The sequence below is a fragment of the Kitasatospora sp. NPDC008115 genome, assembly GCF_042957205.1.
GTDB lineage: Bacteria > Actinomycetota > Actinomycetes > Streptomycetales > Streptomycetaceae > Kitasatospora.
Window position 1 is genome coordinate 130,865 of the sequence record NZ_JBIBHU010000015.1, and the last position, 26,357, is coordinate 157,221.

Here is a 26,357-nt window from a genome sequence, read left to right on the forward strand (position 1 = left end):
CCGGCCCCCGGGCCGTCGGTGTGGTGGGCCGTTATCCGGCCGGTACTCCCCGGGCGCCGGCGGGCTCCGCCAGGGCCGCAACCGTTCCGAGGTACGCCGCCATCAGAGCGGTGGCCACTGCGCGCACGTCCCCGTCGTCGGGCAGGAAGTGCGAGGAGTGCAGCGGCTCGGACGTCCCCGTGCCGACGAACAGCATCGCCGAGGGCACGCGCTCGCAGAAGTAGGAGAAGTCGTCCGAGCCCAGCGAGCGCAGGTTCCCGGAGACCGCGAGCCCCCGGCGGTCCAGCTGGTGCGTGATGCTCCGCACCAGGGCCGGGTCGTTGTCGAGCACGGGTTCCCCGTGGGTGATGGTCACCGACGCGGTGCACGCGTGCGCCCGCGCGACGAACTCGGCGACCTCCGTGATCCGTCGGTGGATCAGTTCCCGGGTCGAGGAGGCCAGCGCCCGGACGGTGCCGGTCGCCCGCGCCGTGCCGGCGATCACGTTCGCGGCGTTGCCCGCCGAGAACGAGGACACGCCCACGACGGCGGGCGCCATCGGGTCGACGGACCGGCTCACCACGCTCTGCAGCGCGACGACGATCTCGGACATCGCCAGCAGCGCGTCGTTCGTCAGATGGGGGTACGCGGCGTGCCCGGACCTGCCCCGCACGACGATCTCGAACTCGTCGGACGAACCGTTGACGCCCCCCGCCGTGCACGCCACTTCGCCCCGGGCCAGCAGGGGCTGGACGTGGACGCCCACCATGGCGGCGCACTGCTCGGAGTCGAGGACGCCGCTGGTGGTGATGTCCTGCGCCCCGGACGGGTAGGTCTCCTCGCGCGGCTGCAGCACCGCGAGCAGCGGAACCGGGGGCCCGGTCTCGGCCAGGGCTCCCGCCACGGCGACGAGTGCGGCGAGGTGGGTGTCATGGCCGCACGCGTGCATGACCCCCGGCCGCGCCGACGCCCAGGCGACACCGGTCTCCTCGGTGACGGGCAGCGCGTCCATCTCCCCGCGCACACCGATCGCCGGCCCCGGCCCGCCGATGCGCAGCACCGCGCCGGTCTCGGCCGTCTTCACCGCCGCACCGGCCCCCGGCAGCGCGGCCAGCACCATGTCCCGGGTCGCCGCCTCGTCACCCGACAGATCGGGCTCGCGGTGCAGCCGGCGCCGCAGGTCGAGCGCCGCGGGGAGGTGCCGGTCCAGGGCGGACCACAGGGCCTCGTACACGTCCTGGTCGGGCACGGTCGGGTCGGGCACCGTCGGGTCGGGCACGGTCGGGTCGGGCACGGTCGGGTCAGGCATCGGGCAGTCCGTAGAGGCGCTGCGCGTTGGTGCGTCCGATCATCGTCGCGACGCGGACGGCGTCGGCCTCGGACCACTCGCCCTCCTCGACCCAGCCCCCGAGCGCCCGGGACATGCCGCGCCGCCAGAGGACGGAGCCCAGATGGTGGAGTTCGGGCGGACCCCAGGCGTCGGAGGAGTACAGCACCTTGGTGAAGGGGGCCAGTTCGAGGCTCTCGGCGACGACGGCGGTGGAGGCGGCGCCCGTGTAGTTCACGCCCAGACCGACGTCGAAGTAGACGTGGGGAAACACCTGGGCGAGGAACCCCGCGTTGCGCTGGAACGGGTAGCAGTGCAGCAGCACGACATCGGTTCCGGTGCCGTCGATCTCCTTGAGCCAGGGCATCAGCAGCAGTGGGTCGCACCGTCGCAGATCCAGGTCGGGGTCGCCGTACCCGGCGTGCAGTTGCAGGGGCAGACCGGTGTCCACGCCCGTCCACAGGGCCATCCGCAGCAGCACCGGGTCGGACACCCGGACGGGGGCGCCCGCCTCCAGTTCGCGCAGCCAGGCGCCGGCCGCGCGTTCCACCTCCTGGGCGGAGGGGCGGGCGGGGGCGAAGTCGAAGCCGTAGCGGTAGGCGATGATCGACTTCAGGCCGACCGCCGACGCGGTGGCCTCGGCGAGCGCCGTCCGGAAGTCGTCGGCGAGGCGCGCGGCGCTGCTCGTCGGGGCGACGCCCTCCAGGACGGTCTCCAGGCGCACGATCTCGGAGAACCGGGCGGGCAGGCGGTCGGCGAGCGTGTCGGGCGGGAGCAGCTCGTCGCTCTTGAAGCCGGTGTCCAGCAACCAGTCGGAGACGCCGGCCGCGGCGAGGAAGAGGTCCGACAGCTCCTCCGGGGTGCGCTCGGAGCGCGCGGCCCAGTACGCGTCCGCCGACGCGTGCGGAGGCAGACCGAGGAGCGGCGCGCAGTGGCGGCGGATCGCGAACCCGATCTGGGAGTCGAACTGGGTGACGCCGGCCGGGATGGGGCGGTCGGACTCGGTGATCAGCGTCTCGAACTGCTCCCGGGTCACCGGCGCGGCGAGCGAGGCGTGGACGTGGTGGTCGACCAGCGGCAGCGCGGCGAGGTGGCGGCGCAGTCCGGTGGACGCCGGCCCGGTGGACATCGGCGCGGTGGGCATCGGCTCAGTAGACATCGGCGACCCGCCCGCACACGCCGCGCTCGTCCAGGCCGGAGACCGCGGCCAGTTCCGACCGCTTCACCGAGCGGTGGGTCTCCAGCAGCTCGGCGGAGAACCAGCCGGACACCACCTCGTCCTTGTCGAGTTCGAGGAGCGCCTCCTCCAGGCCGCCGGGCAGGGCGGGGACCTCCGCGAGGTCCGCCTCCCCGGTCTCCTCGGGCCAGACCCGCGGCTGCGGGTAGTCCGCCTCCACCCCTTGCAGTCCGGCCCGCACCAGCACGCCGAGGACCAGCCACGGGTTGGCGGTCGCGTCCGCGGCCCGGAACTCCAGGTTGAACTGGTCGGCGACGACGCCGCCGCCCAGGGTGCTCGTCGGGCAGATCCGCAGCAGCGCCTCCCGGTTGCGCTCGGCCAGGAACACCCCGGCGGAGCTCCAGCGGTGGGGCGTCAGGCGCAGGTACGAACTGGGGCTGCCCGCCGTGAACGAGAGCAGTGCCCGGGCGTGCCGCAGGATCCCCGCACTGAACCTCCCGCCCAGCTCGGAGAGCCCGCCGGGGCGGGCGGCGTCGTACAGGACCGGCCGTCCGGTCGCCGCGTCGCGCAGGGAGAGGTGGACGTGCACGCCGTTGCCGCTGCCGTCGGGATGCAGCAGCGGCGCGAAGGTGGCCCGGTGTCCGTACTGGGCCGCCAGGTCGCGGACCACTTCCCGCAGGACCACCGCGCGGTCCGCGGCGGTCATGGCGTCGGAGGGACGCAGGGTGATCTCGAACTGGTCGGTGCCGAACTCCGGCAGCCAGGTCTCCGGTTCGAGTCCCATCCGGTCCAGCAGTGACACCAGCTCGCTGCCGAACGGCTCGGCGGACCGGAACCGGCCGAAGGAGAACGGGGCGCCGCTGTCGAGTCCGGGGATCATGAACTCGTGCTCGAAGGTGGCGACCACCTCCAGCCCGGTGGCACGCCGGAAGTCGTCGAGGGCCCGGCGGGCGAAGGTGCGCGGGCAGTTCTCCCACGGGGTGCCGTCCGGCAGCACCTGGTCGGCGAGATACAGACGGACACCCGGCACATCGCCACGGGCGGGGATGTCCACGCCGGTGGACTCGGCCGGCAGCAGCTTCAGGTCACCCGTCGAGCCGAACGGGTTCGGCGCGAGCTCCCCGAAGGCCGTCACCGCGAGGTCGGCCGGGACCCATCCCAGCCCGCGGCGCAGCACACCGTCGGCCGCGTTGCCCGGTGCGGCGCGCCCGCGGGTGAATCCGGACAGGTCGTTGGTCGCCACGAACACCGTGGTTGAAGAACTCATGTCTACCTCTTCGATCGGGCCGCGTCGCCGCGCTGCGGTCGGGCGGGTACGCGGGCGGGCCGCGGGAACATCGAGAGTTACAAACATTTCAGACATGGTCAAGAGCGCCAGGCTCGGAATCTCCATTTCATCGACGCCCGACGCTCCCGCGCCCGGATCGCCCGGCACTCCTTCGAGGCGCAGAAGCCGGAGGGGATGGTTCACCGAATCTTCCGACTGCTCCTCAAGTCGGAGACCGGCCCCGACGTTCGGCGGGTCGGCCTCCGACTTGAGGAGGGCCGACACGCCGAAGGAGTCTCCACCCACGGGCGGAGCCGCTGCGCCCTGCGGGTGGACGACCGGTTCGTGCCCGTCTGACAAGGTGTCAGCCTCTGACTCTTTTCGGGTGTCGCGAGAGCCGTCGGCACGGACACAGGAGGACTCATGAGCGTGGCGCAGCACCGGGACGGGACGCGGACGGCACCGGGCGTACGGGCCCGCGCCGGACGGCGCGGCACGGCCGTGCGGGTCGTCGCGCTCGCGCTGGCCGGCGCGGGTCTGGTGGGCGTGACCGCCCCGACGGCCGGCGCCCTCGGCGCCGGGCCGGCCCGAGCCGCGACCGTCGGCGAGCGGCAGCCGGGGAACGGCCCGGAGGCGGCCGACCGCGGCCCGTACCGGGGCGGCGTGGACGCCCGGGCACTGAACGAGGCGCTGCAGGGCGTGGTCGGCACCGGCGGGGCGTCCAGCTCCCTCGCCCGGGTGACCGAGCACGGGCGCACGGCGTGGAAGGGCGCCGAGGGCGTGGGCGACTTCTCGACCGGCGCCGAGCCCTCGGCGGACGGCCGGTTCAGGATCGCCAGCGTGACCAAGACCTTCGTGGCGACGGTCGTGCTCCAGCTGGTCGGCGAGGGGCGTCTCGGGCTGGACGACAGCGTGGAGAGCCTGCTGCCGGGCGCCGTCCCGGGCGGCGCCGCCATCACCGTGCGCCACCTGCTCAACCACACCAGCGGGCTGTTCGACTACACCGAGGACCCGGCCATCGGCCTCGACCACGCGACCTGGCTCCGCGAGGGGCGCTGGCGGAGCTGGACACCGCAGCAGCTCCTCGCGGTGGCCAACAGCCACCCGCCGTACTTCGCGCCCGGCACGGACTGGGCCTACGCGAACACCAACTACCTGCTGGCCGGCATGATCGTCGAGCGGGTCACCGGCCGCGACTGGCGCCGGGAGGTGGAACGCCGGATCATCGACCGGCTGGGGCTGAACGGCACGTCGATGCCGGTCCACGCGACCGGGATTCGCGGCCCGCACGCGCACACCTACCTCGACCTGCCCGGCGGCCCGGTGGACGTCACCGAGATGGAGCCGAGCGAGATGGACGCCGCGGGCGTCGGCATCTCGACCACCGCGGACCTCGCCGCCTTCCTCCGGGCCCTGCTCGGCGGGCGGCTGCTCCCCGCACCGCTGCTCGCCGAGATGCTGACGGTCGCCCCGGTGAGCGGCGGCGCCCAGTACGGCCTGGGGATCAGCCGGCTGACCACGCCCTGCGGCGACGTCTGGGGCAACAACGGCAGCACCGGCCGCGGGCACAACAGCGCCCTCTACGGCACCCCGGACGGCCGCCGGGTGGTGGCGGTCTCGACCAACGGCCACCGCGACACCGGCCAGGGCTGGCCGACCTCGCAGAAACTGCTGGCGACCGCCTTCTGCGGCCGCCAGTCGGCCGACGCCGCCGACGCCGCCCCGACCGGCTGACGCCCGGGGGGTCGGCGCCCGCCTCCGGGGGCCTGCGCCGGGCGGCGGCGGTCAGTCGACGCGGTGGCGCAGCCGGTCGTGCAGGGCGAGGGCGATGTCGAGGTAGTCGTCGGCGTCCCGCGCGGTGAGGTGCGGGTCGATCAGCGGCTCGGCGCCCAGGGTCCGGACCGCCGTGGCCAGGTAGGCGGCGAGCTGGTCGACCGTCCCCCGGTGCGGCACCTGCTCCCGGGGCGCCGGTTCCACCGTGACCACCGGGTTGATCCGCAGGACCAGCCGCAGCGCGTCGGGATCGCGCCCGGCCTCCACGGCGTGCCGGCGGACGGTCTGCCACATGTGCTCCAGCGCGGGCATGGGCAGGCCGGCGCCGAGCCACCCGTCCGCACGCCGGCCGACCCGGGCCAGGCTCTCCGCGCCGAAGCCGCCCAACAGCAGCGGGGGCCTGGGCCGCTGCGCCGGCTTCGACCGGACCACCGAGGGCGGCACGGTCCACAGCCGGCCCCGGTGGGAGACCACCCCGCCCTCGGACCAGACGCTCTCCAGCACGTCCAGGGTCTCCTCCAGCCGGGCTCCCCTGCCCTCCCAGGGAACACCGACGGCCTGGTACTCGTCCTTGGACCAGCCCAGTCCGACCCCCACGTCCAACCGTCCGCCGCTCAGCAGGTCCAGGGTGGTCAGCGTGCGGGCGAGCAGCGCCGGCGGGTGCCAGAGGGCGTTCAGGGTGCTGGTGCCCAACCGGGCGTGGCGGGTCGCTCCCGCCGCCACGGTCAGCAGGGTCAACGGGTCCAGGAAGGACCGGTGCTCGGCCGGCGCGGTGCCGTCGCCCCCGGGGTAGCGGCTCTGCGGCTCGGTCGCGACGAGCAGCCGGTCCCCGACCCACAGGCTGTCGTAGCCGATCTTCTCGGCGGCGGTCGCGACGGGGGCGCAGAGGCGTGGGTCGGCCAGACGGCCGTACTGGGGCAGGGACAGTCCGATGTGCACGAGGCGGATGGCCTTTCCGGGCTTGAACGGATCGAAGGGGTCCAACGGGCTGGACGGGGCCACCGGCTCCTCACCGCGGCCCTGCGGATACCCTCCCAACCCGGTGTCAACATCCGCTCAACGCCCCGTCGGGACCCGCCCGGACGTCCGGCCGTCCGTCGCCGTCCCCCGCCGCGATCGGAGGGTCACAGTCGTGGCAGGTCGAAGGGGACGTGCCCGGTGGCGAGACCGGTGCTGCCGAGGAGGCGGCCCATGCGTTTGCGGGAGTGCAGGAAGACGGTGCGGTCGCTGACCTTCAACTGGGGGAAGCGTTCCGCGATCTGTGCCTCGAAGGGGTCGATGGCGTGCAGGCCGCGGAGCCACGCCATCACGAGCAGGTTGTCGGAACCGCTGACCGAGACGGCGAGGCGCACCTCCTTGGTCCGGGCCAGCGCGTTGCCCGTGGCGGCGAGATGGGTGTGGGGGACCATGGCGCGGTAGAGCACCACGGTCGAGAGCCCCGCGAGGGGATGGGCCAGGTCGCAGCGGAAGGTGATGTCGCCCTCCCGGATCATCCGCTGGAGCCGGCGGCGGGCGGTGTGTTCGCTCATCCCGGTCACCGCGCCGAGTTCGGTGTAACCGAGGCGCCCGTCGGCACCGAGCGCCGCGAGCAGGGCCTGGTCCTCCGGCGCGTACGGGGGGTGCATGCGGGCGCTGTACACGGTCGAGCCCGAGGTCCGCGGAGCGGCGAGTTCCGTGTGCCCGGCCGGTTCCATGGCCCGCATCCGCCAGTCGCCGCCCTCGCTGTACAGCGTGATCCCGAGGCGGGTCCGGGTGGACCTCACCCCCTTCAGCCCGCCGATCAGGCCGTGCACCGAGCGGCCGAGGGACGGCAGGTCGGCGGCGGCGACGGATGCCAGGAGGTCGAAGTCACCGGCGGTCTCGTCGACGCTGAAGACCCAGGGCATGCCGGCCAGGGCCCGGCTGACCGATTCCAGCGCCCGTGGCCGGCACCGCACCTCGACGTAGGCCACGGTGGCCGATTTCGCCGCGTCGTAGGCCGTGACCCAGGCCAGGCCGTTCGCACGCAGCCGTTCCCAGCGCCGGGCCGCCGTGGTCGCGTCCACACCGAGCGCCCGGCCGATCTGTGACCACGGGGCCCGGGGAGCGGCCTGAAGGGCGTCGACGAGTGCCAGGTCCAGTTCGGAGAAGCGCACGTCCGCACCGGCCGGGCAGGAATCGGGCGCCATGGCGCTTCTCCTGATGTTTTCCTGCAATTCTTCGGGGATTCCGGTCATGGGGCGGATGGTAGGGGCACTTCCGGCCGATGCCCAGTTTCGGCCACGGTGATGAGGAGTGCCGCGTGTCTGCTCCGTCCCCGCAGTCCGCCCGGAGAACCGTCCGGATCACGATCGTCCTGTTGTTCGCCGCCTGGCTGGTCGACTACGCCGACCGGCTCGTCATCAATCTGGTCCTGCCCTCCCTCGGCGCCGAGTTCGACCTGAGCCGCGGACAGCAGGGCCTGATCGTCTCGGCGTTCTTCCTCGCCTACGCGCTCGCCCAGATACCCGGCGGAATGCTCGCCGACCGGTACGGCGCGCGCCGGGTCACGCTCTGGGCCCTGCTGACGTGGTCGGTGTTCACCGCGCTGACCGGTTTCGCCTGGTCGTTCGCCGTTCTGCTGGTGCTGCGGTTCGTGTTCGGTGCCGCCGAGGGCGTCTTCCCGCCCGCCGCGCTGAAGGTCCTCGTCGAGCGGACCAGGCCGGACGAGCGCATGGCCGCCAACGGCCTGATCATGAGTTCCAACGCGATCGCCGGTGTCCTCACCCCGCTTCTCGTCGCTCCCCTGATCGCGGTCTTCGGCTGGCGTTCGGCGTTCTTCTCCACCGCGGCACTCGGGGTGTTCGTCCTGCTGGCGGTGCGGATGCGGCTCCCCGCCCCGCTGCCCCGGACGGAGCCGGCAACGAGCACGGTCCGCGCCGGAGCGGGCGACGTCCTGAGGCTGGGTGTGGTCTGGCGCTTCAGCGCCATGATGTTCGGCTACAGCGCGATCGTCTGGGGTTTCAACACCTGGGTCCCCTCCTACCTCGGCGAGGAGTTCGGCGTCTCCCTCACCGCCGCCGGAGCCCTCATGGCGGTCCCCGCCCTCGCCGCCGCCGGGGCGACGGTCGTCGGCGGCCGGATCTCGGACCGGCTCGGCGGCCACCACCGCAAGGTGATCCTGCCCGCCATGACCGTGGCCGCGGCCGCGCTGCTCCTGGTCGCCTTCTCGTCCTCGCTCACCGGCTTCGTCGTCTTCGGCACGATCGCCTCGGTCGCCGTCTCCCTCTGCTACATGCCCATCTTCGCCGTCCCGCTGAGCGGGCTGGCACCGGAGCGGGTCGGCGTGGGCAGCGCGGTGATCATCCTCGGCGGCCAGGTGGCCGGCATGGTCGCCCCTCCCGCCGTCGGCGCGCTCGCCGACGCCTTCTCCTTCCAGGTGGCCTTCGCCTCGCTGGTCCTCGGCGCCGGCATCGCCGCCGCCATGGCGCTCCTGACCCCGCAGGACGCCGCCTCGTTCCGGACCGCCACCGGCGCGTCCCACCTCCCCGCGCCCGTCAAGGAGCACGCATGACCTCCGTCTCCCTCACCCGCCTGCTGGCAGCCCTTCCCGACCGGCTGCCCGGCCTGCGCGCCGTCTACGAGGACCTGCACGCCCACCCGGAACTGTCGTTCCAGGAGTTCCGCACGGCCGGGATCGTCGCCGACCGCCTGCGGCGCCAGGGCTGGGACGTCACCGAGGGCGTCGGCGGCACCGGCGTCGTCGGGGTCCTGGTCAACGGCGCGGGCCCGGTGGTCCTGCTCCGCGCCGACATGGACGGCCTCCCGGTCCAGGAGCGGACGGGACTGCCGTACGCCTCCCGCGCGACCGCCGTCGACGGCGAGGGCAACGAGGTGCCCGTGATGCACGCCTGCGGTCACGACATGCACGTCACCTGCCTCCTCGGCGCCACCGCCCAACTGGCCGCCGCCCGCGGGGAGTGGAGCGGCACGGTCGTCGCCGTGTTCCAGCCCGCCGAGGAGGTCGGCGGAGCGCCGGCGATGATCGAGGACGGCTTCCTGGAGCGCTTCCCCCGCGCCGACGTCTGCCTCGGCCAGCACGTGGCACCCGCGCCCGCCGGGTTCGTCGGCACCCGGCCCGGCCCGGTGATGGCCGCCTCCGACAGCCTGCGGGTCCGCCTCTTCGGACGCGGCGGACACGGCTCGACGCCCGAGTCCACCGTCGACCCGGTCGTCATGGCCGCCGCGGTCGTCATGCGGCTGCAGACGATCGTCTCCCGGGAGACGGGGGCGGGCCAGACCACGGTGGTGACCGTCGGCTCGCTGCACGCGGGCACCAAGGAGAACATCATCCCCGACACTGCGGAGCTCCGGGTCAACATCCGCTCCACGACCCCCGCCGTGCGGGACCGGGTCCTCGCCGCCGTCGAACGGATCGTCCGCGCCGAGGCCGCCGCCTCCGGAGCCCCGAAGGACCCCGAGATCACCGGACTCAACTCCTTTCCCGTCACCGTCAACGACGCACCCGCCACGGACACCGTGATGACGGCGATCGCCGATGCCCTCGGCCCTGAGCGGGTCTTCACCCTGCCCCAGACCCTCACCGGCAGCGAGGACTTCGGCGTCTTCGGCACGGCCCTCGGCGTCCCCTCGGTCTTCTGGCACTTCGGCGGCGCCGACCCCGCCCTCTTCCGGGGCATCGACCCCGAATCGCTGCTGACGGACGGTCTGCCCGACACGATCCCCGCCAACCACTCGCCGCACTTCGCCCCGGTGCCGGACCCCACCATCCGGATCGGCGTGACGGCCCTGCTCGCGGCAGCCGCCCCGTGGCTGTGCCCCGAAGACGCCCGCACCGCCGGCGGCCGAAGCCACTGACGTACCGGCTCCCCGGCCTCCCCTCCCCTCTCTCCCCCGCTTTGGCTTTCCGGAAAGGCTTCCGCATGAACGTGTACGACTCCGGATCCGATCTCGCGTACCTCAGCGCCACCGAAGCCCGACGCCTGTTCGAGGCCCGCGAGCTGTCCCCCGTGGAGCTGATGCGCGCGGTGATCGACCGCGCCGAACAGACCGAACCGGTCGTCAACGCCTTCGCCGAGCGACTCTTCGACGAGGCGCTCGAACAGGCCCGGCACGCCGAGGACCGCTTCCTCGGCAAGGGCGGCCTGACGCCGCGACCGCTGGAGGGCATCCCGGTCGCGACGAAGGAGAAGCACGCCATCGCCGGACGCTCCCTCACCGAGGGCTCGCTGGTCAACGTCGGAGCCGTGGCGACCGAGAACGCCCCGGTGGTCGACCGCATCCTGGAGGCCGGCGGCATCATCCACGCCCGCACCGCCACCCCCGAGTTCTCCATCGCCACCTTCACCCACAGCCGTCTGTGGGGCGTCACCCGCAACCCCTGGAACCCCGAACTCACCCCCGGCGGCTCGTCCGGCGGCGCGGGCGCCTCACTCGCGGCGGGCAGCGCGCTCCTCGCCTCCGCCTCCGACATCGGCGGCTCCACCCGGATCCCCGCGGCCTTCACCGGCACCGTCGGCTTCAAGGCCCCCTACGGCCGCATCCCCGGCGTCGCCCCGCTCTCCGCCGACCACTACCGCGGCGACGGCCCGATGGCCCGGACCGTGGACGACTGCATCGCCTTCGCCAACGTCCTGGCCGGCCCGGACCCGCGCGACCACGTGTCGCTGCGCCCCAAACTCGTACTGCCCACCGAGTACGACACCGTCACGGGGATGCGCGTGGCCCTGTGCCTGCGCCTCGGCGCCTACGACGTCCACCCGGAGGTCGAGGCCAACACCCGCGCCGTCGCCCGTGCCCTCACCGACGCGGGCGCGGTCGTCGAGGAGATCGAACTGCCGTGGACCAGGGACGACCTCCTCCTCAGCCTCGCCGCGCACTTCTCCTCCATCTTCGGAGCCCTGGTGTCCGAGATCGAGGCCGGGAACCGCGACCGGATGTCGGCCTACGCGGTGGCCTTCGCGGACACCATGGCGATCGCCCGCGAGCGTGTCGGCTACCTCGACGGCCTGCGCGTCGAGACCCGGTTGCAGCGCCAGCTGGGCGAGGCGATGGTGCCCTTCGACGCCCTGGTCTGCCCGACCACGGCCGTCCCGGGCCTGCCCGCCGGGGACGACCTCCTGGGCCGCCTGGTGGTGAACGGTGAGGACCACGGTGATCCCCTGTGGGCGTGCATGACGTCCCCCTTCAACATCAACAACCGCTGCCCCGTCCTCAACGTCCCGAGCGGCCATTCCAGTTGGGGCGTACCCACGGGCGTCCAGATCGTCGGCCACACCTACGACGACCCGACCGTCTTCAGGATCGGCAAGGCCCTGGAGCACCTGCGCCCGTGGGCCTACACCCCGGACCGCCGTCCGGCCACCGCCCGGCACAGCCCGGCCCCGGCCGGAACCGGGCCTCGCTGACAGCGCTGCCCGTCGCGCCGCTGAAGCCCCCGGAGCCGCGTCAGGACGACGAGCGGCGCGGACTCCGGGCCCTCCGCCCACCGCACGCGGGCCCTCGGCCGTGGGCCTGCCGGGAGTGCGCCGGCCCGGCGGGGCGGCCTGTCGCGCACGGCGCACCGGCCGGGGTGGCACCGAACGCCGGAAGACGCTGGAACCGGACCGGACGCCTCCCGGCGAAGGCGGCCACGAAGGCGCCACCCTGAATCCTTATTGCATCTAGACTGCAGTTGCATATCAGAAGCAAGAAGGAGCTGTACCGATGGCCGGATCGCCGGTGGTGCTGGGAATCGAGTCGTCGTGCGACGAGACCGGCGCGGGGCTGGTGCGCGACGGTGTGCTGCTCGGGCAGGCCGTGGCGTCCTCGATGGACGAGCACGCCCGCTTCGGCGGCGTCGTCCCCGAGATCGCCGCCCGGGCCCATGTGCACGCGATGGCGCCGGTGGTTCGCGAGGCGCTCGACCGCGCCGGGCTCACGCTCGCCGACGTCGGCGCCGTCGCGGTGACCGCGGGCCCCGGGCTCTCCGGCGCGCTCCAGGTGGGCGTCGCGGCGGCCAAGTCCTACGCCTTCTCGCTCGGTGTCCCCCTCTACGGCGTGCACCACCTGGCCGGCCACGTCGCCGCGGCGACGCTGGACGGCGGGCCGTTGCCGAACCCGTGCGTGGTCCTCATCGTCTCCGGCGGGCACACCTCGCTGCTGCTGGTCCGCGACCTGGCCCGCGACCCGATCCTCCACCTCGGCGACACCCTGGACGACGCGGCCGGCGAGTGCTTCGACAAGGTCGCCCGGATCCTGAATCTGCCCTACCCCGGCGGACCCGCCATCGACCGCGCCGCCCGCGACGGCGACCCGAAGGCCGTCCGTCTCCCCCGCCCGCTGAGCGGACCCAACGACCCCCCGTACGCCTTCTCCTTCTCCGGCCTCAAGACCGCCGCCGCCCGCTGGGTCGAGGCCCAACGCGCCGCCGGCAGCGAGCCGCACGTCCCCGACGCCGCCGCCTCCCTCCAGGAGGCCATCGCCGACACCCTCACCCGCAAGGCCGTCCGCGCCTGCGTCGACCACGGCATCGACACCCTCGTCGTGGTCGGCGGCGTCGCCGCCAACTCCCGCATCCGCGCCCTCACCGAACAGCGCTGCGCCGCCGCCGGCATCACCCTGCGCGTCCCGGCCCTGCGGCTGTGCACCGACAACGGCGCCATGATCGCCGCCATCGGCGACCTGCTCGTCCGCTCCGGCGCCGAACCCTCACCGATGGACCTCTCCATCGACCCCTCCGCCCCGCTGGAGTACGCGGCCCTGTCACCGCTCGCCCCCGTCCGGGCGGCGTGACCACGCTCGACGTCCGTCGCATCGGACCGACCGAGCCGCTCGGCCCGGCGGCGGGCATCCGCGCCGTGTATGCGGGGGCCTTCGGCCGTCCGCAGTGGTCGGAGCCCGACCACGAGGCGGACACCCACCTCGTCCGCCCGCGTCGTGACGTCGCCCGGTCGGGGTTCACCGCGGCAACCGCTTTCACTGCCCATGGCCGTCTCGCGGACGCACCCGGCGGACTGTGCCGGCTGCTCACCACTCCCGCGGCGGGCGGGCCGATGGAGATCCACCTCCGGCTCGGGCTCGGCCGGAACCCGGCCGGTGAACCGGTCGTGCTCGGCCCCCATCACCCCGGCGTCCCGGAGCCCGACCGTCGGGCTGCGCCGCAGGAGGCCGTGCGGTGACGTCCCTGCCGCCACCCGACGGGGAGCCGACCGGTCTCGCCCGCCGACTGCGTTCTCTGGTCAACCGTTCCCGTCGCGACCGGTCAGCGCCGGACGATGCCGCGCCCGGCGTGCGGGACCTGGCCGTCGAGGCGGCCAGGCTGCTCGGTGGCTGCGGGCCGGCAGGCCCGGTCAGCGGCGGCACGGAGGCAGGGCTGTCCGACGTGGCGCGCCGTTACCTGACCTGACCCCGCGCCCGCCGCCGCCTCCCCGAGCACCTCGCGCAGGCCCGGCGGGCCCGGCGGGCCTGCGGGTCCGGACCCGGCTGCCGGACCGGGTTCAGCACCGGCCGGCGGTGGACGCCCGGAGGTTCAGCGTCCAGTCGTGGCGGCGGACGGCGCCGGGCGCCGCCGTTCCAGCCAGCAGGTCGCTCAGCAGGGCTGCGCACGCCCGCCCGTACTCCGCCGCCCGCAGGTCGACGGCGGTGACCTGGGGGCTCGAACCGCGTGCCGCCGCCCCGTCGACGCAGGCGGCCACCAGCAGGTCGGCCCCCGGGCGCAGGCCCGCCCGGGCCGCGCCCGCCAGGACGCCGGGGACCGCGCCGTCGGGGGCGCACACCACCGCGTCCAGGTCCGGGACGTCGGCGATCAGGTCCGCGGTGGCGGCCTCCGCCTCGGCCGGTGCGGCCGCGAACGGGACCGTCCGCACGATCACCTCCACGCCCTGGGTCCGGCTCCAGGCCCCGGCGGCCTCCCGCAGCGCGGCGGCCCAGTCGGAGCCCGGGCCGGGAGCCAGCAGGGCGGGGCGCCGGGCGCCGCGCGCGGCGAGGTGGTCCAGCAGCGCGACGAGCGACGCCGCGTTGTCGCACACCACGGCACCGCTCGGCGCGACGCCCCCGCCGAGGTAGCGCTCGCCGGTGACCACCGGCACGCCCGAGCCCAGCAGGTCCGGGACCTCCGGGTCGTCGACCTCGGGGTCGATCACCAGCAGGCCGTCCACCCGGGAGGCGAGTCCACCGCCGGACGCGGTGCCGGGGGCCAGCAGGACGAGGTCGAGGCCGTCCTCCCTGGCCCGCTCGACCGCGCCGAACGCGAGGTTCATGTAGTAGTCCAGGCGGGTCGCGGTGCGTGGCAGGTGCAGCCCGATCGCGCCGGTGCTGGAACGGCGCAGGCTGCGCGCGGCGGTGTTCGGCCGGTAGCCGAGTTCCAGGGCCACGCCCCGGATGCGCTCGCGCGTCGCCTCGGAGACCCGGCCGGAGCCGCCGAGCGCGTTGGAGGCGGTGCTCTTCGACACGCCGGCCGCCCGGGCCACGTCGATCAGGGTCACGGAGCGGCTGGTCACAGCCCGGAAGTCTAGACGCAGCCCCGCGCCTGTCCCGGTCCGGTCCGCCGCGCTCCTTGCTGGAACGTTCCAGCACTGTCTATGGTGCACCTGCTGGAACGTTCCAGCACCAGCCGCCCGACCAGCCAGGAGACACCCGCATGACGCGCGGATTCGATGTTGTGGAAACCGGTATCGCCGAGCTGCGCGCGGCACTGGCGAAGGGCGAGACCACCTCGGTCGAACTGCTCGACGCCTACCTCGCGCGGATCGAGGCCTACGACCGGCCCGGCACCGCCACCGCGCTCAACGCGATGGTCGTGATGAATCCGGACGCCCGCGCCGACGCCGAGGCCTCCGACGCCCGCCGCGCCCGTGGCGAGACCCTCGGCCCGCTGGACGGCATTCCCTACACCGCCAAGGACAGCTACCTCGCCAGGGGCCTGACCGCGGCCGCCGGCTCCCCGGCGTTCGAGCACCTCCTCGCCCAGCGCGACGCCTTCGCCATCGAGCGGCTGCGGGCCGCCGGCGCCGTCCTCATCGGCCTGACCAACATGCCGCCGATGGCCAACGGCGGCATGCAGCGCGGCCTCTACGGCCGCGCCGAGAGCCCCTACAGCGCCGACTGGCTCACCAGCGCCTACGGCTCGGGCTCCTCCAACGGCTCCGGCACGGCAACGGCGGCCTCGTTCGGCGCGTTCGGCCTCGGCGAGGAGACCTGGTCCTCCGGCCGGGCCCCCGCCTCGAACAACGCGCTGTGCGCCTACACCCCGAGCCGCGGCGTGATCTCGGTGCGCGGCAACTGGCCGCTCGTCCCGACCATGGACGTCGTCGTGCCGCACACCCGCACCATGGCCGACCTCCTCGAACTCCTCGACGTCGTCGTCGCCGACGACGCGGAGACCCGCGGCGACCTGTGGCGCGCGCAGCCGTGGATCGCGCTGCCCGCCGCCTCCGAGGTCCGGCCCGCCTCCTACCCGTCCCTGGCCCCCGCCGACGCGGCCGCCGCCCGGGCCGCGCTCGCCGGCAGGCGCGTCGGCGTCCCCCGGATGTACATCAACGCCGACCCCGGAGCCGGGACCAACCCCGACGGCGGCATCGGCGGCCAGACCGGGCAGCGGATCGAGACCCGGGCCTCGGTGCTCGACCTCTGGCAGGCCGCGCGCCGCGACCTGGAGGCCGCCGGCGCCGAGGTCGTCGAGGTCGACTTCCCCGTCGTGACCAACTACGAGTCCGACCGCCCCGGCGCCCCCTCCCTCCTCACCCGGGGCCTGGTCGGCCGCGACTTCCTCACCGTCGAGATCGAGGACCTCTCCGCCTGGGCCTGGGACGACTTCCTGCGCGCCAACGGCGACCCCGCGCTCAGCACCCTGACCGACGTCGACGGCGACCGCATCTGGCCCAAGCACGAGGGCGAACTCCCGGACCGCTACCCCGGGTTCGAGGACTCGATCGGCGACTACCCGCGCTTCGTGCGCGAGCGCCCGTACGCGTCCTTCACCGACCTGCCGCACCTGGAGGAGGGCCTGCGCGGTCTGGAGGAGACCCGCCGGGTCGACCTGGAGCAGTGGATGGACGAACTCGCCCTGGACGCCGTGGTCTTCCCGACCGTCGCCGACATCGGCCCGGCCGACATGGACGTGGACGAGGCCTCCGCCGACCTCGGCTGGCGCAACGGCGTCTGGGTCGCCAACGGCAACCTCGTGCCCCGCCACCTCGGCATCCCGACGGTGACCGTCCCGATGGGCACCATGGCCGACACGGGCATGCCCGTCGGCCTCACCTTCGCCGGTCGCGCCTACGACGACAACGCCCTCCTCACCCTCTCCGCCGCCTTCGAAGCAACCGGCAACCGGCGCACCGAGCCGCCGCGCACCCCGCGACTGCCGGCGAAGTGACCCACGGCGCAGCCGGTACCGCCCTCCGGGGCGATGTCGGCTGCGCCCTTGCGGCCCCGGCCCGCCCGTGGTCACTGCACCTGGCCGGTGCAGGTGCGGTCCTTGGCGGGCAGCCGGCCGGTGGTCAGGTAGCGGTCGACGTCGGCGCTCGCGCAGGACGGGCCGGCCACCACCACACCGTGGCCCTCGCCGCCGGCCACCGTGACCATCCGTGCACCGTGCAGCGCCCGGCGCATGCCCCGGGCCATGACGAGCGTCGCCTGCGGGTCCCACTGGTTCTGCACGATCAGCGCGTCGGCGTCGTTGTCCACCACGGTGGCCGGTTCGGCGGCCGGCCGCTTCCAGAACGCGCACGGCTGGACGTTGGCGCCCAGGTCGCCGGCCATCGGATACCGGGCCCGGTCCCGGACGGCGTCCCGGCGGTACTGCTCGGGGTCGCGCGGCCAGTCGCGGGTGTCGCCGCAGAAGACGGCCCATGTCATGGCGGCCTGGTTGTCGGCCGCGTCGATCGCGTCGGCGGCCCTTACGGCGCCCGCGTCGAAGGCCGCCGGCCCGGCCGGCCCGCCGTCGGCCGCCGCCTTGAGCGCGGCGATCCAGGGCGTGACGGCCTCGACGCGGACGAAGTCGGCGTACCTGAGCCGGATGTCGTCGCCGCTGAGCGCCCCGCCCTCCGTCGGCACGGGGGTCCGGTCGGCGTGCGCCACCAGGTCCCAGAATGCCTTCCGGACCTTTGCCGCAGTCGCGCCCAGCCCGTACACGGCGTCGCGGGCGGCGGCCCACTCGGTCCACCGGGTGAAGGCGAGCTCGGCCCCCGGCGCAGCCGCCCGGAGCGTCCCCCGCCACGCGAGCGCCGGGTCGAGCGCGCTGTCGAGCACGAACCGGTCCGCCCGCCGGGGGAACATCTGCGTGTAGACGGCGCCCAGGTAGGTGCCGTACGAGTAGCCGAAGTAGGAGATCTTCCGCTCCCCCAGCGCCGCCCGGACGACGTCCATGTCCCGGGCCGTGTTGCGGGTGGTGATGTGCGGCAGCGTGTCCCCCGCCTTGGCCCAGCACTTGTCGGCCACCGACCGGGCCCGGGCCACGTCCGTGGCGAACGTCTCCGCCTTGTAGGGGTGGTACGGGACGCGCTCGTCGGCCGTCAGGCCGCAGCCGATCGGCGCGCTCCGGCCGACCCCGCGCGGGTCGAAGCCGACCAGGTCGAACCGGTCCCGCACCCCCGCCGACAGCAGCGGCTGGATCTCCACGGGCAGGCCCAGGCCGGAAACGCCCGGGCCCCCGGGGTTCATCAGCAGCGCGCCGTGCCGCTGCTTCGCGCTGCCCGCCCTGATCCGCGAGATCGCGATGTCGATGGTGCGGCCGGCGGGGTCGGCGTAGTCCAGCGGCACCGTGACCTTCGCGCACTCGAACCTGGCCGGACCGTCCGCGTCACAGCGCTCCCAGCGGAGCTCCTGCTGCGCGTACGGCTGCAGCGCATCCCCGCCCGCCGCGAAGGCCGTCACCGGGGTGAGCGCCGTGAGCACGGTCGTCACCGCGCCCACCGTCAGCAGGGAAATCGTTCGTCCGTGTCGCAGTGCCATGCCCGCCCTCTGTGCCGGAACCGGTGTCTCAAGATCACCTCCAGTCTCCGTTCCGGCGTGCCGCTCCCCCTCCTGCCCGGGGAGGGATACGTGGTCCGACCTGCGGCGGAGCCCGACCGGCCGACACAGGGCCGTGGTCCCACCCGACCCCGAGCCGCGGGTCGGGGTCGCCGGCCGGCCGGAGGACGGGTCCGCGGACCGGCCGGTCGCGAACTCCTCCCGGCCGGCGCGGGGTTGGCGTCCCGCCCCACTGCGAGCCGCACATCAGGGTCGACGGCCGGTCGGCCTCGCCGTACGGCTTCTCGGCCTCCGAAGGCGGACGGCCGGGTGATCACCACGGGAACTGCCGCCGGCGCCGACACCCGGTGGTCCGGCCGGCGAAGTGAGTGACTTCGCCGGTCGGACCACCTGGGCGGGAACTCCGATCAGAAGATGAGCTTCCAGCCGTCGATGCGGCCCGAGTCGCTGCGGTACACGTCCTGCACCCGCAGCCGCCAGGTGCCGTTGGCGAGCTGGGCGGAGGCGTCCACCGTGTAGGTCTCGACGACGTTGTCGGCCGAGTCGCCGAGGTTGCTCTTCTTCAGCGGGTACACCGTGCCGTCCGGGCCGACCAGGTCGACGACCACGTCACCGCGCCAGGTGTGCTTGATGTCGACGCCCACCTTGAGGTCGCTCGACGCGTGGCCCGCGATCCGGTCGACGACGATGTCCGAGAAGACCGCCGGGCCCCCGTCCGGGATCGGCACGGCGGTGGTGTTCGTGAAGATGCCCGGGGAGACCTTCCAGGTGAACGTCGTCGAGAGCCTGCTGTGGTGGGAGGCCTTGGCGGTGACGGTGACCGTGTAGGTGCCGGCGGTGGTCGGGGTTCCGGTGACGCGGCCGCTGACCGGGTGGAGCCTCAGGCCGTCGGGCAGGCCGGTCGCGTGGTAGGTGACGGCGCCCGGGTTGAAGTTGACGGCCTTCACCTGGAGCCCGGCGGCGGCGCCGACCTCGGTGACCTGGTTGCCGACGGCGTCGAGCAGGAGGCCGTCGACGACACGCGGGCCGACGTTGATCGCGGCCCAGGCGTTGGCGGTGTCCTGGTAGGTCGCGCTGGTCTGCCCGTACAGGTCGGCGGCGGCCTGGAGGGTGGCGACGCGGGCGGCCGCGTAGTTGGTGGACGTGGTCATGTAGGTGGTCAGTGCCCGGTACCAGATCCTGGCGGCCGCGTCCCGGCCGATGCCGGTGACTGGCAGGCCGTCGGACGTCGGGGAGTCGTAGGCCACGCCGTTGACGGTCTTGGCGCCGCTGCCCTCGGAGGCCAGGTAGAACCAGTGGTTGGCCGGGCCGGAGGAGTAGTGCACGTCGATGGAGCCGAGGTCGGGCGACCAGGAGTCCCTGGAGCGGCCGTCCTTGGAGGGCTTGTCCATGTAGCGCAGCGGGGTGCCGTCGCCCCTGATGTCGATCTTCTCACCGACCAGGTAGTCGCCCTGGTCCTCGGGGTTGCCGGCCCAGAACTCGATGGCGGCGGCCATGATGTCGGAGGTGGCCTCGTTCAGGCCGCCGGACTCGCCGCTGTAGATCAGGCCCGCGGTGGCCGAGGTGACGCCGTGGGTCATCTCGTGGCCGCCGACGTCGATCGAGGTCAGCGGCTTGACGTTGCCCGCGCCGTCGCCGTAGGTCATGCAGAAGCAGGTGTCGGACCAGAACGCGTTGACGTAGTTCCTGCCGTAGTGGACCCGGGTGTAGGCGGCGACGCCGTCGTCCTTGATGCCGTTGCGGCCGTGGACGTTCTTGTAGTAGTCCCAGGTGAGTTGGGCACCGTAGGCGGCGTCCACGGCGGCGGTCTGCCGGTTGGCGACGGTACCGTCGCCCCAGGTGTCGGCCGGGTTGGTGAACAGCGTCCTGGTGCCGGTGGTGCCGTTCAGGTCGTAGGTGCTGTGGCCGCCGCGGGCGGGGTCGGTCATCGCGTAGCCGCCCGCGGCGGCGGCCGAGGTGCCGATGGTGACCTGGCCCGAGTACTTGCTGTTGCCGACGCCGGTCTCGACGCCCTGGTACTCGAAGATCTTCTTGCCGGAGTCGGCGTCGGTGACGACGTGCAGCTCGGACGGCGTGCCGTCCTCCTGCGTGCCGGTGACCACCGTCTCCCAGGCGAGCCGCGGGGTGCCGGACGCGGCCCAGACCACCTTGCGGGCGCTGTCGGCCGCCGGCTCCCGCACCTTCGCGCTCCCGGCGCTGTCGAGCGCGAGGCCCTTCGCCGCCTCCGCGCTCTCCTCGGCGGTGGTGTCGACGGCGATGTCCGCCTCGGTGGCCTTGGTGACGCCCTTGACGGAGCCGTCCGGAGCGGCGTGGACCACCAGGTCGCCGCCGAGCACCGGCAGTCCGGCGAAGGTCCGCTCGTAGCGGGTGTGCACGGTGCCGTCCGCGTCCCTGGTGACGCCCCTGACGACCAGCGCCTCCTCGGAGGCCAGGCCCAGCGCCCCGGCGGTCTCCGCCCGGTTCGCGTCGGCGGCGGCCAGCAACGTGCCGCGCTGCTCCGGCGACAGGTCCACCGGCAGCGCACCGGCGAAGGCCCGCACCTCGGCGGCGGCCCCGGCCGGGACGTCCTCGGCGGAGGCCGCACCGGCGGGCAGAGCAGCCACGATCATCGCGGCGCCGGCGATCAACGCGCTCGCGGTGACGGACTTTCTGGGGGATCGAGTCACACTGAACTCCTTCTGCGACGGCCGGGTTCGAGCGGCCGGAGCCAGCCGGGCGGCCGAGGGTGGTGCCGCCCGGTAGAGCTGGTGGTTCGCGTGGCTGGAACGGTCTTCGACGTGCTCGCCGCGCCGTCCGGTACATGTGCGACGGCAAGGGCCTCTGCGGCGATGGGACGGTACAGTGCCAGCTTTGGTGGGGACACGTCACCCATGCGGCGGCAAGTTGGCCGAAATGCTTCGTCCCGGACGCAATCCCCAGGAGATCGACCGTCAGCAGGCGGTCAGCGCACAGGAAAGCGGGCCCCCGATGGCCTCGGCGACCTCCCCCGACCGCTGGAGCAGCGGCCGGCGGTTGCAGTCGAGCGCCCCGGCGCCCGGGCGCCGGGGGCGGCGGCCACCCACGCCCGGATGGGCGCCGCCTTATGTCAACGCCATTGACGTTGAAGCGGCCGCGACGGTCTGATGGCGGCATGCGGAGGCCCCGGCCCTCCGCGCACCGCAGCCATGCACCGAAGGAGCCACCGCCATGGCCGACCCCGTCCGCGCCCTCCGGGACGCCCAGCCCGTACCGTTCTGGCTCGACGACCCCGCCCGGCCCGCCGCCGCCTCCGCCCTGGTGGGCGACGTGCGCTGCGACCTGCTGGTGGTCGGCGGCGGCTACAGCGGGCTGTGGACCGCGCTCATCGCCAAGGAACGCGACCCCTCGCTCGACGTCGTCCTCATCGAGGCCCAGGAGGCCGGCTGGGCCGCCTCCGGCCGCAACGGCGGCTTCTGCGAGGCCAGCCTCACCCACGGCCTCGCCAATGGCCACCAGCGCTGGCCGGGCGAACTCGACGCCCTGGAGCGCCTCGGCGCCGCCAACCTCCAGGCCATGGAGGACACCGTCGAGCGGCACGGCATCGACTGCGACTGGGAGCGCACCGGCTCCCTCGCCGTCGCCACCGAGCCCTACCAGGTCGACGAGCTGCACGAGTTCGCCGAGCTCTCCGCCCGCCACGGCAGCCCGATCGACGTCCTGGACCGCGAGGCCGTCCGCGCCGAGATCGACTCCCCCACCTTCCTCGGCGGCCTGTGGGACCGCGAGGGCGTCGCCATGCTCAACCCCGCCCGCCTCGCCTGGGGCCTCAAGCGGGCCTGCCTCGACCAGGGCGTGCGGATCTTCGAGCACACCCGCGCGACCGGCCTCGCCGACTCCCCGCGCGGCATCACCGTCCGCACCCCGTACGGCCGCGTCGGCGCCCGCCGCGTGGCACTCGCCACCAACGCCTTCCCCTCCCTGCTGCGCCGCCACCGCCCGTACACCGTGCCGGTCTACGACTACGCGCTGATGACCGAACCGCTCACCGGGCCGCAGCTCGCCTCGGTCGGCTGGCGCAACCGCCAGGGCTTCTCGGACAGCGCCAACCACTTCCACTACGTCCGGCTCTCCGCCGACAACCGCATCCTGTTCGGCGGCTACGACGTGGTCCACCAGTTCCGCGGCCGGGTGCGGAGCGACCGCGACCAGCGGCCGGAGACCTTCGCCACCCTCGCCCGACACTTCGCCCGGACCTTCCCCCAACTGGAGGGCCTGCGGTTCACCCACGCCTGGGGCGGCGCCATCGACACCTGCACCCGGTTCAGCGCCTTCTTCGACCTCTCCCACGACGGCCGGGTCGCCTACGCGGCCGGCTACACCGGCCTCGGCGTCGGCGCCACCCGCTTCGGGGCCGAGGTGATGCTCGACCTCCTGGCCGGCGCCCGCACCGAACGCACCGCCCTGGAGATGGTCCGCCGCAAGCCGCTGCCCTTCCCGCCCGAGCCGGCCCGCTCGCTCGGCATCGGCCTCACCCAGTGGGCCCTCACCCGCGCCGACGCCAACAGCGGCCACCGCAACCTCTGGCTGCGCACCCTCGACCGCTTCGGCCTCGGCTTCGACTCCTGACCGGATCGTCAAGCGCCGGGAACGGGTGAGGGGCGGTCCGCCGGACCGCCCCTCACCCGCGTGTTCGCCCCCCTACGGCGCCGCCGTCACGAGCCCTGGGCCGCGTCGAGCTGCTCCTCCAGGGCCGCCAGCGTCCGGTAGCAGGACATCACCTGGGCGATGGAGGAGTTCGGCTCCCGGCCCTCGCGGATGGCGGCGACGAACTCGCGGTCCTGGATTTCGATGCCGTCCATCGAGACGTCGACGCCGCTCACGTCGATCGGCTCGTCCTTGCCGGTGAACAGGTCGTCGTAGCGGGCGAGGTAGGTGCCGCTGTCGCCGATGTAGCGGAAGAACGTGCCGAGCGGCCCGTCGTTGTTGAACGAGAGCGACAGGGTGCAGATGGCCCCGTTCTCCGCGCGCAGCTGGATCGACATGTCCATCGCGATGCCGAGCTCGGGGTGGATCGGCCCCTGGATCGCGTTGGCCTGCACGATCGGCGAGCCGGTCTGGTGGGCGAACAGGTCGACGGTGTGCGCGGCGTGGTGCCACAGCAGGTGGTCGGTCCAGGAGCGCTGCTGCCCGAGGGCGTTGAGGTTGGTGCGGCGGAAGAAGTACGTCTGCACGTCCAGCTGCTGGATCCGGAACAGCCCGGCCTCGGTCCGCCGGCGCACCCACTGGTGGCTGGGGTTGAAGCGCCGGGTGTGTCCGACCATCGCGACGAGCCCGGTGCGCTGCTGCGCGGCCAGGCACGCCTCGGCGTCGCCGAGTGAGGCGGCCAGCGGGATCTCGACCTGGACGTGCTTGCCCGCCTCCAGGCAGGCCAGCGTCTGCGCGGCGTGCATCGGCGTGGGCGTGGCGAGGATGACGGCGTCGACGTCGTCCATCGCCAGCGCCTCCTCCAGCGTCGCGACGCCCCGGCCGACGCCCTGCTCCTCGGCGAACCTCCGGGCGCTGTCGAGGGAGCTGCTCACGACAGCGGTCACCTCGACTCCCTTGATCCGCCTGAGTGCGGCCGCGTGCTTGGCACCGAAGGCGCCGCCTCCGGCGAGGGCGATCCGGACGGTCCGGTCGTCGGTCATGTCACTCCTTCACGGCGGGCGCCTCGGCCCGCGGTCGGTTCTCCAGGATCAGGTGCCCGACGGCGGCGTTGGACGCCGGGACGTGGTAGAAGCGGTGCTTGACCTCGATCTCGCCGCTTCCGTCGATGTCGCTCATCGCACCACGGGCGATCAGCCACATGACCAGTTCGATGCCCTCCGAGCCCGCCTCCTCGACGTACTCCAGGTGCGGCACCCGCGCCAGGCCGGCCGGGTCCTCGACCAGCCGGTCCAGGAAGGCGTTGTCCCACGCGCGGTTGATCAGGCCGGCCCGGGGGCCCTGCAGTTGGTGGCTCATGCCGCCCGTTCCCCACACCTGGACGTTCAGCGGCCGGTCGTAGGACTCGATGGCCTTGCGCAGCGCCTGGCCGAGTCGGAAGCACCGGGCACCCGAGGGCACGGGGTACTGCACCACGTTGACGTGGAACGGGATCACCTTGCACGGCCAGGCCTCGACGTCCCCGAACATCAGCGACAGCGGGACGGTCAGGCCGTGGTCGACGCTCATCTCGTTGACGAGGGTGAGGTCGAAGTCGTCCCTGATGAGCGAGTGCGCGATGTGCGCGGCGAGGTCGGGATGGCCTTCGACGCCCGGGACGGGCCGGGGCCCGTAGCCCTCATCGGCGGTGGGGTAGACCGCACCGGTGCCGAGCACGAAGGTCGGGACCACCGACTGGTCGAAGGCGGTGGCGTGGTCGTTGTAGACCAGGAACACCACGTCGGGGAGGTTCTCCCGCTCCCACCGTCTGGAGTACTCGTAACCCTCGAAGACGGGCCGCCAGTAGGGCTCGTCGGTCTTGTGGTGGTCCATCGCCGCGCCGATCGCCGGTACGTGCGAGGTGAAGACGGCGCCGGTGACCGTGGCGTGCTCGGCCGGCGGCGTCCGGTCGGCGTGGGCCGCTTCGAGGACGGCGTGGTCGATCCGGTTGCCCTCGACGGAGCGGCCGCCGCGGAGCATCATGTCGCGGTACTCCTGCTCGGTCATCCCCGTCATCGATCCGGCCATCTGCTGGAAGGAGAGCCCCAGCGTGGCGCCCCACTTGGCGAGGAAGTAGATGTTGCCGCCCTCGCGCATCGCGGCGTTGAGGTCGCGGTCGAGGAGGGCCTGCTTCTGTTCCTCCCGCAGTGGCCACGCCTCCAGATAGGCGCGCTCGTCGGCGAGGTAGCGCTCCCGGTTCTCCGCGGTCATCAGCGACATGCAGAACTGGTTGAGGTGGTAGCCCCTGGCGGACTGCTCGGCGTCGAAGATGGTCGTCCCCGGGACCAGCTTGTAGCTCTTGTCCAGCGACATGGGTGGGTCCTCCGTTCGTGGGACGGTTCAGTCCGATTCGGGCCAGTAAAGGCGCATCGGGTTGTCGACGAGGAGCTTGCGCCGCAGTTCCTCCGTCGGCGCGATGTGCGGGACGAAGTCGACGAGCAGGCCGTCGTCGGGCATGTGGCCGGTGAGGTTCGGGTGCGGCCAGTCGGTGCCCCACAGCACCCGGTCGGGGAACTCCTCGACCACGCGCCGGGCGAACGGGACGACGTCGCGGTAGGCCGTCCGCTCCCCGTCGAGGGCCGGCGGGCCGCTCACCGACAGCCGCTCGGGGCAGGTGACCTTGCACCAGATGTCGGGCCTGGCCCGCAGGAGGTCCAGGAACGCCTCGAACTCCGGGCCGTACGGGTCCTTGGCGACATCGGGCCGGCCCATGTGGTCGACGACCAGCGGTACCGGGACCGAGAGGAGGAACTCGCGCAGGCCGGCCAGGTCGGCCGCCTCGAAGTAGACGACGACGTGCCAGCCGTACGGCCGGATCCGCTCGACGACGTCCCACAGGTCCTGCCGCGGCGCCGTGTCGACGAGCCGCTTGACGAAGTTGAACCGCACGCCGCGCACACCGGCCTCGTGCAGTTCCCGCAGCCGCGCGTCCGCGATCCCGGGGCGCACCGTCGCGACCCCGCGGGCCAGGCCTCCCGACGCCCGCAGGGCGTCGACCATGGCGCTGTTGTCGGCACCGTGGCAGGTCGCCTGGACCACGACGGTGCGGGCGAAGCCCAGGTGGTCGCGCAGTGCGAAGAGCTGCTCCTTCGACGCGTCGCACGGGGTGTACTTGCGCTCGGGGGCGAACGGGAACTCCGCGCCCGGCCCGAAGACGTGGCAGTGGGCGTCGACGGCGCCCGCGGGCGGCCGGAACCGCGGACGGCTCGGACCGGCGTGCCAGTCCAGCCAGCCGGGGGTCTTCTCGAAGGTCGTGGTCATGC

20 protein-coding genes are annotated in these 26,357 nt (G+C 73.6%); 9 read left to right on the plus strand and 11 right to left on the minus strand.

What is annotated here, in order from left to right:
* Window positions 1-31: 31 nt before the first annotated feature.
* From ACFZBX_RS20345 to ACFZBX_RS20355, 3 genes are read right to left on the minus strand one after another with little or no spacing between them, the layout of a single operon-like run.
* Window positions 32-1,288 carry an amidohydrolase gene (locus ACFZBX_RS20345; protein WP_391535144.1) on the minus strand — a complete coding sequence of 419 codons (1,257 nt, stop codon included), beginning with the start codon at window positions 1,286-1,288 and terminating at the stop codon, window positions 32-34.
* Window positions 1,281-2,450: an amidohydrolase family protein gene (locus ACFZBX_RS20350; RefSeq protein WP_391535145.1), complete on the minus strand. Its 1,170-nt coding sequence runs from the start codon at window positions 2,448-2,450 to the stop codon at window positions 1,281-1,283. Before ACFZBX_RS20350 ends, ACFZBX_RS20345 begins: the two co-directional genes overlap by 8 nt.
* A 4-nt stretch (window positions 2,451-2,454) precedes the next feature.
* Window positions 2,455-3,750, minus strand: coding sequence for a glutamine synthetase (locus tag ACFZBX_RS20355; RefSeq protein WP_391535146.1), 1,296 nt, complete (start codon window positions 3,748-3,750; stop codon window positions 2,455-2,457).
* 423 nt (window positions 3,751-4,173) lie between these two features.
* On the opposite strand from ACFZBX_RS20355, the gene ACFZBX_RS20360 reads away from it, so the two are divergent.
* The gene (locus ACFZBX_RS20360; RefSeq protein WP_391535147.1) at window positions 4,174-5,484 is read left to right on the plus strand and encodes a serine hydrolase; all 1,311 of its coding nucleotides are present in this window, start codon (window positions 4,174-4,176) and stop codon (window positions 5,482-5,484) included.
* 51 nt (window positions 5,485-5,535) lie between these two features.
* On the opposite strand, the gene ACFZBX_RS20365 is transcribed toward ACFZBX_RS20360, so the two are convergent.
* Window positions 5,536-6,525 carry a TIGR03619 family F420-dependent LLM class oxidoreductase gene (locus tag ACFZBX_RS20365; protein ID WP_391535148.1) on the minus strand — a complete coding sequence of 330 codons (990 nt, stop codon included), beginning with the start codon at window positions 6,523-6,525 and terminating at the stop codon, window positions 5,536-5,538.
* A gap of 122 nt (window positions 6,526-6,647) precedes the next feature.
* The gene (locus ACFZBX_RS20370) at window positions 6,648-7,691 is read right to left on the minus strand and encodes an Lrp/AsnC family transcriptional regulator (protein WP_391535149.1); all 1,044 of its coding nucleotides are present in this window, start codon (window positions 7,689-7,691) and stop codon (window positions 6,648-6,650) included.
* Between the two features lie 113 nt (window positions 7,692-7,804).
* On the opposite strand from ACFZBX_RS20370, the gene ACFZBX_RS20375 reads away from it, so the two are divergent.
* From ACFZBX_RS20375 to ACFZBX_RS20400, 6 genes are all read left to right on the plus strand, one after another.
* Window positions 7,805-9,055, plus strand: coding sequence for an MFS transporter (locus tag ACFZBX_RS20375; RefSeq protein WP_391535150.1), 1,251 nt, complete (start codon window positions 7,805-7,807; stop codon window positions 9,053-9,055).
* Window positions 9,052-10,359, plus strand: a complete 1,308-nt coding sequence (locus ACFZBX_RS20380) for an amidohydrolase (RefSeq protein ID WP_391535151.1) — start codon at window positions 9,052-9,054, stop codon at window positions 10,357-10,359. Before ACFZBX_RS20375 ends, ACFZBX_RS20380 begins: the two co-directional genes overlap by 4 nt.
* A 65-nt stretch (window positions 10,360-10,424) precedes the next feature.
* Complete coding sequence (locus tag ACFZBX_RS20385; protein ID WP_391535152.1) at window positions 10,425-11,909, plus strand: amidase; 1,485 nt, start codon at window positions 10,425-10,427, stop codon at window positions 11,907-11,909.
* 298 nt (window positions 11,910-12,207) lie between these two features.
* On the plus strand, window positions 12,208-13,275 hold the full coding sequence (gene tsaD, locus ACFZBX_RS20390; RefSeq protein ID WP_391535153.1) for a tRNA (adenosine(37)-N6)-threonylcarbamoyltransferase complex transferase subunit TsaD: 1,068 nt from the start codon (window positions 12,208-12,210) through the stop codon (window positions 13,273-13,275).
* Entirely contained in the window at window positions 13,272-13,661 is a 390-nt protein-coding gene (locus ACFZBX_RS20395; protein ID WP_391535154.1) for a hypothetical protein, read from the plus strand. Before tsaD ends, ACFZBX_RS20395 begins: the two co-directional genes overlap by 4 nt.
* Window positions 13,658-13,888 carry a hypothetical protein gene (locus tag ACFZBX_RS20400; RefSeq protein ID WP_391535155.1) on the plus strand — a complete coding sequence of 77 codons (231 nt, stop codon included), beginning with the start codon at window positions 13,658-13,660 and terminating at the stop codon, window positions 13,886-13,888. Before ACFZBX_RS20395 ends, ACFZBX_RS20400 begins: the two co-directional genes overlap by 4 nt.
* A gap of 91 nt (window positions 13,889-13,979) precedes the next feature.
* Here ACFZBX_RS20400 and ACFZBX_RS20405 read toward each other — a convergent pair whose 3' ends face one another.
* Complete coding sequence (locus ACFZBX_RS20405; RefSeq protein ID WP_391535156.1) at window positions 13,980-14,981, minus strand: LacI family DNA-binding transcriptional regulator; 1,002 nt, start codon at window positions 14,979-14,981, stop codon at window positions 13,980-13,982.
* Window positions 14,982-15,121: 140 nt separating this feature from the next.
* Here ACFZBX_RS20405 and ACFZBX_RS20410 point away from each other — a divergent pair, with 140 nt between their 5' ends.
* Entirely contained in the window at window positions 15,122-16,858 is a 1,737-nt protein-coding gene (locus ACFZBX_RS20410) for an amidase (RefSeq protein ID WP_391535157.1), read from the plus strand.
* A 71-nt stretch (window positions 16,859-16,929) separates the two neighbouring features.
* Here the strand turns inward: ACFZBX_RS20410 and ACFZBX_RS20415 are convergent, their stop codons facing one another.
* Complete coding sequence (locus tag ACFZBX_RS20415; RefSeq protein WP_391535158.1) at window positions 16,930-18,435, minus strand: alpha/beta hydrolase; 1,506 nt, start codon at window positions 18,433-18,435, stop codon at window positions 16,930-16,932.
* A gap of 425 nt (window positions 18,436-18,860) precedes the next feature.
* Window positions 18,861-21,119, minus strand: coding sequence for a M4 family metallopeptidase (locus ACFZBX_RS20420; protein ID WP_391535159.1), 2,259 nt, complete (start codon window positions 21,117-21,119; stop codon window positions 18,861-18,863).
* A gap of 520 nt (window positions 21,120-21,639) precedes the next feature.
* On the opposite strand from ACFZBX_RS20420, the gene ACFZBX_RS20425 reads away from it, so the two are divergent.
* Entirely contained in the window at window positions 21,640-23,037 is a 1,398-nt protein-coding gene (locus ACFZBX_RS20425; RefSeq protein ID WP_391535160.1) for an NAD(P)/FAD-dependent oxidoreductase, read from the plus strand.
* An 86-nt stretch (window positions 23,038-23,123) separates the two neighbouring features.
* Here ACFZBX_RS20425 and ACFZBX_RS20430 read toward each other — a convergent pair whose 3' ends face one another.
* Genes ACFZBX_RS20430 through ACFZBX_RS20440 form a run of 3 tightly spaced genes read right to left on the minus strand, consistent with a single transcriptional unit; the run spans window position 23,124 to window position 26,355 of the window.
* A complete protein-coding gene (locus tag ACFZBX_RS20430) occupies window positions 23,124-24,098 on the minus strand; it encodes a Gfo/Idh/MocA family oxidoreductase (RefSeq protein WP_391535161.1) in 975 nt (324 codons plus the stop codon).
* A 1-nt stretch (window position 24,099) separates the two neighbouring features.
* Entirely contained in the window at window positions 24,100-25,407 is a 1,308-nt protein-coding gene (gene ligA, locus ACFZBX_RS20435; protein ID WP_391535162.1) for a protocatechuate 4,5-dioxygenase subunit alpha, read from the minus strand.
* A 27-nt stretch (window positions 25,408-25,434) separates the two neighbouring features.
* On the minus strand, window positions 25,435-26,355 hold the full coding sequence (locus ACFZBX_RS20440; protein ID WP_391535163.1) for an amidohydrolase family protein: 921 nt from the start codon (window positions 26,353-26,355) through the stop codon (window positions 25,435-25,437).
* Window positions 26,356-26,357: the final 2 nt, after the last annotated feature.

Bases quoted from the DNA above. Each gene is read 5' to 3' on its own strand.
- ACFZBX_RS20345 (WP_391535144.1), bottom strand. From the start codon at position 1,288: ATGCCTGACCCGACCGTGCCCGACCCGACCGTGCCCGACCCGACGGTG.
- ACFZBX_RS20425 (WP_391535160.1), top strand. From the start codon at position 21,640: ATGGCCGACCCCGTCCGCGCCCTCCGGGACGCCCAGCCCGTACCGTTC.
- ACFZBX_RS20355 (WP_391535146.1), bottom strand. From the start codon at position 3,750: ATGAGTTCTTCAACCACGGTGTTCGTGGCGACCAACGACCTGTCCGGA.
- ACFZBX_RS20430 (WP_391535161.1), bottom strand. From the start codon at position 24,098: ATGACCGACGACCGGACCGTCCGGATCGCCCTCGCCGGAGGCGGCGCC.
- ligA (WP_391535162.1), bottom strand. From the start codon at position 25,407: ATGTCGCTGGACAAGAGCTACAAGCTGGTCCCGGGGACGACCATCTTC.
- ACFZBX_RS20360 (WP_391535147.1), top strand. From the start codon at position 4,174: ATGAGCGTGGCGCAGCACCGGGACGGGACGCGGACGGCACCGGGCGTA.
- tsaD (WP_391535153.1), top strand. From the start codon at position 12,208: ATGGCCGGATCGCCGGTGGTGCTGGGAATCGAGTCGTCGTGCGACGAG.
- ACFZBX_RS20350 (WP_391535145.1), bottom strand. From the start codon at position 2,450: ATGCCCACCGCGCCGATGTCCACCGGGCCGGCGTCCACCGGACTGCGC.
- ACFZBX_RS20385 (WP_391535152.1), top strand. From the start codon at position 10,425: ATGAACGTGTACGACTCCGGATCCGATCTCGCGTACCTCAGCGCCACC.
- ACFZBX_RS20415 (WP_391535158.1), bottom strand. From the start codon at position 18,435: ATGGCACTGCGACACGGACGAACGATTTCCCTGCTGACGGTGGGCGCG.
- ACFZBX_RS20410 (WP_391535157.1), top strand. From the start codon at position 15,122: ATGACGCGCGGATTCGATGTTGTGGAAACCGGTATCGCCGAGCTGCGC.
- ACFZBX_RS20440 (WP_391535163.1), bottom strand. From the start codon at position 26,355: ATGACCACGACCTTCGAGAAGACCCCCGGCTGGCTGGACTGGCACGCC.
- ACFZBX_RS20380 (WP_391535151.1), top strand. From the start codon at position 9,052: ATGACCTCCGTCTCCCTCACCCGCCTGCTGGCAGCCCTTCCCGACCGG.
- ACFZBX_RS20370 (WP_391535149.1), bottom strand. From the start codon at position 7,691: ATGGCGCCCGATTCCTGCCCGGCCGGTGCGGACGTGCGCTTCTCCGAA.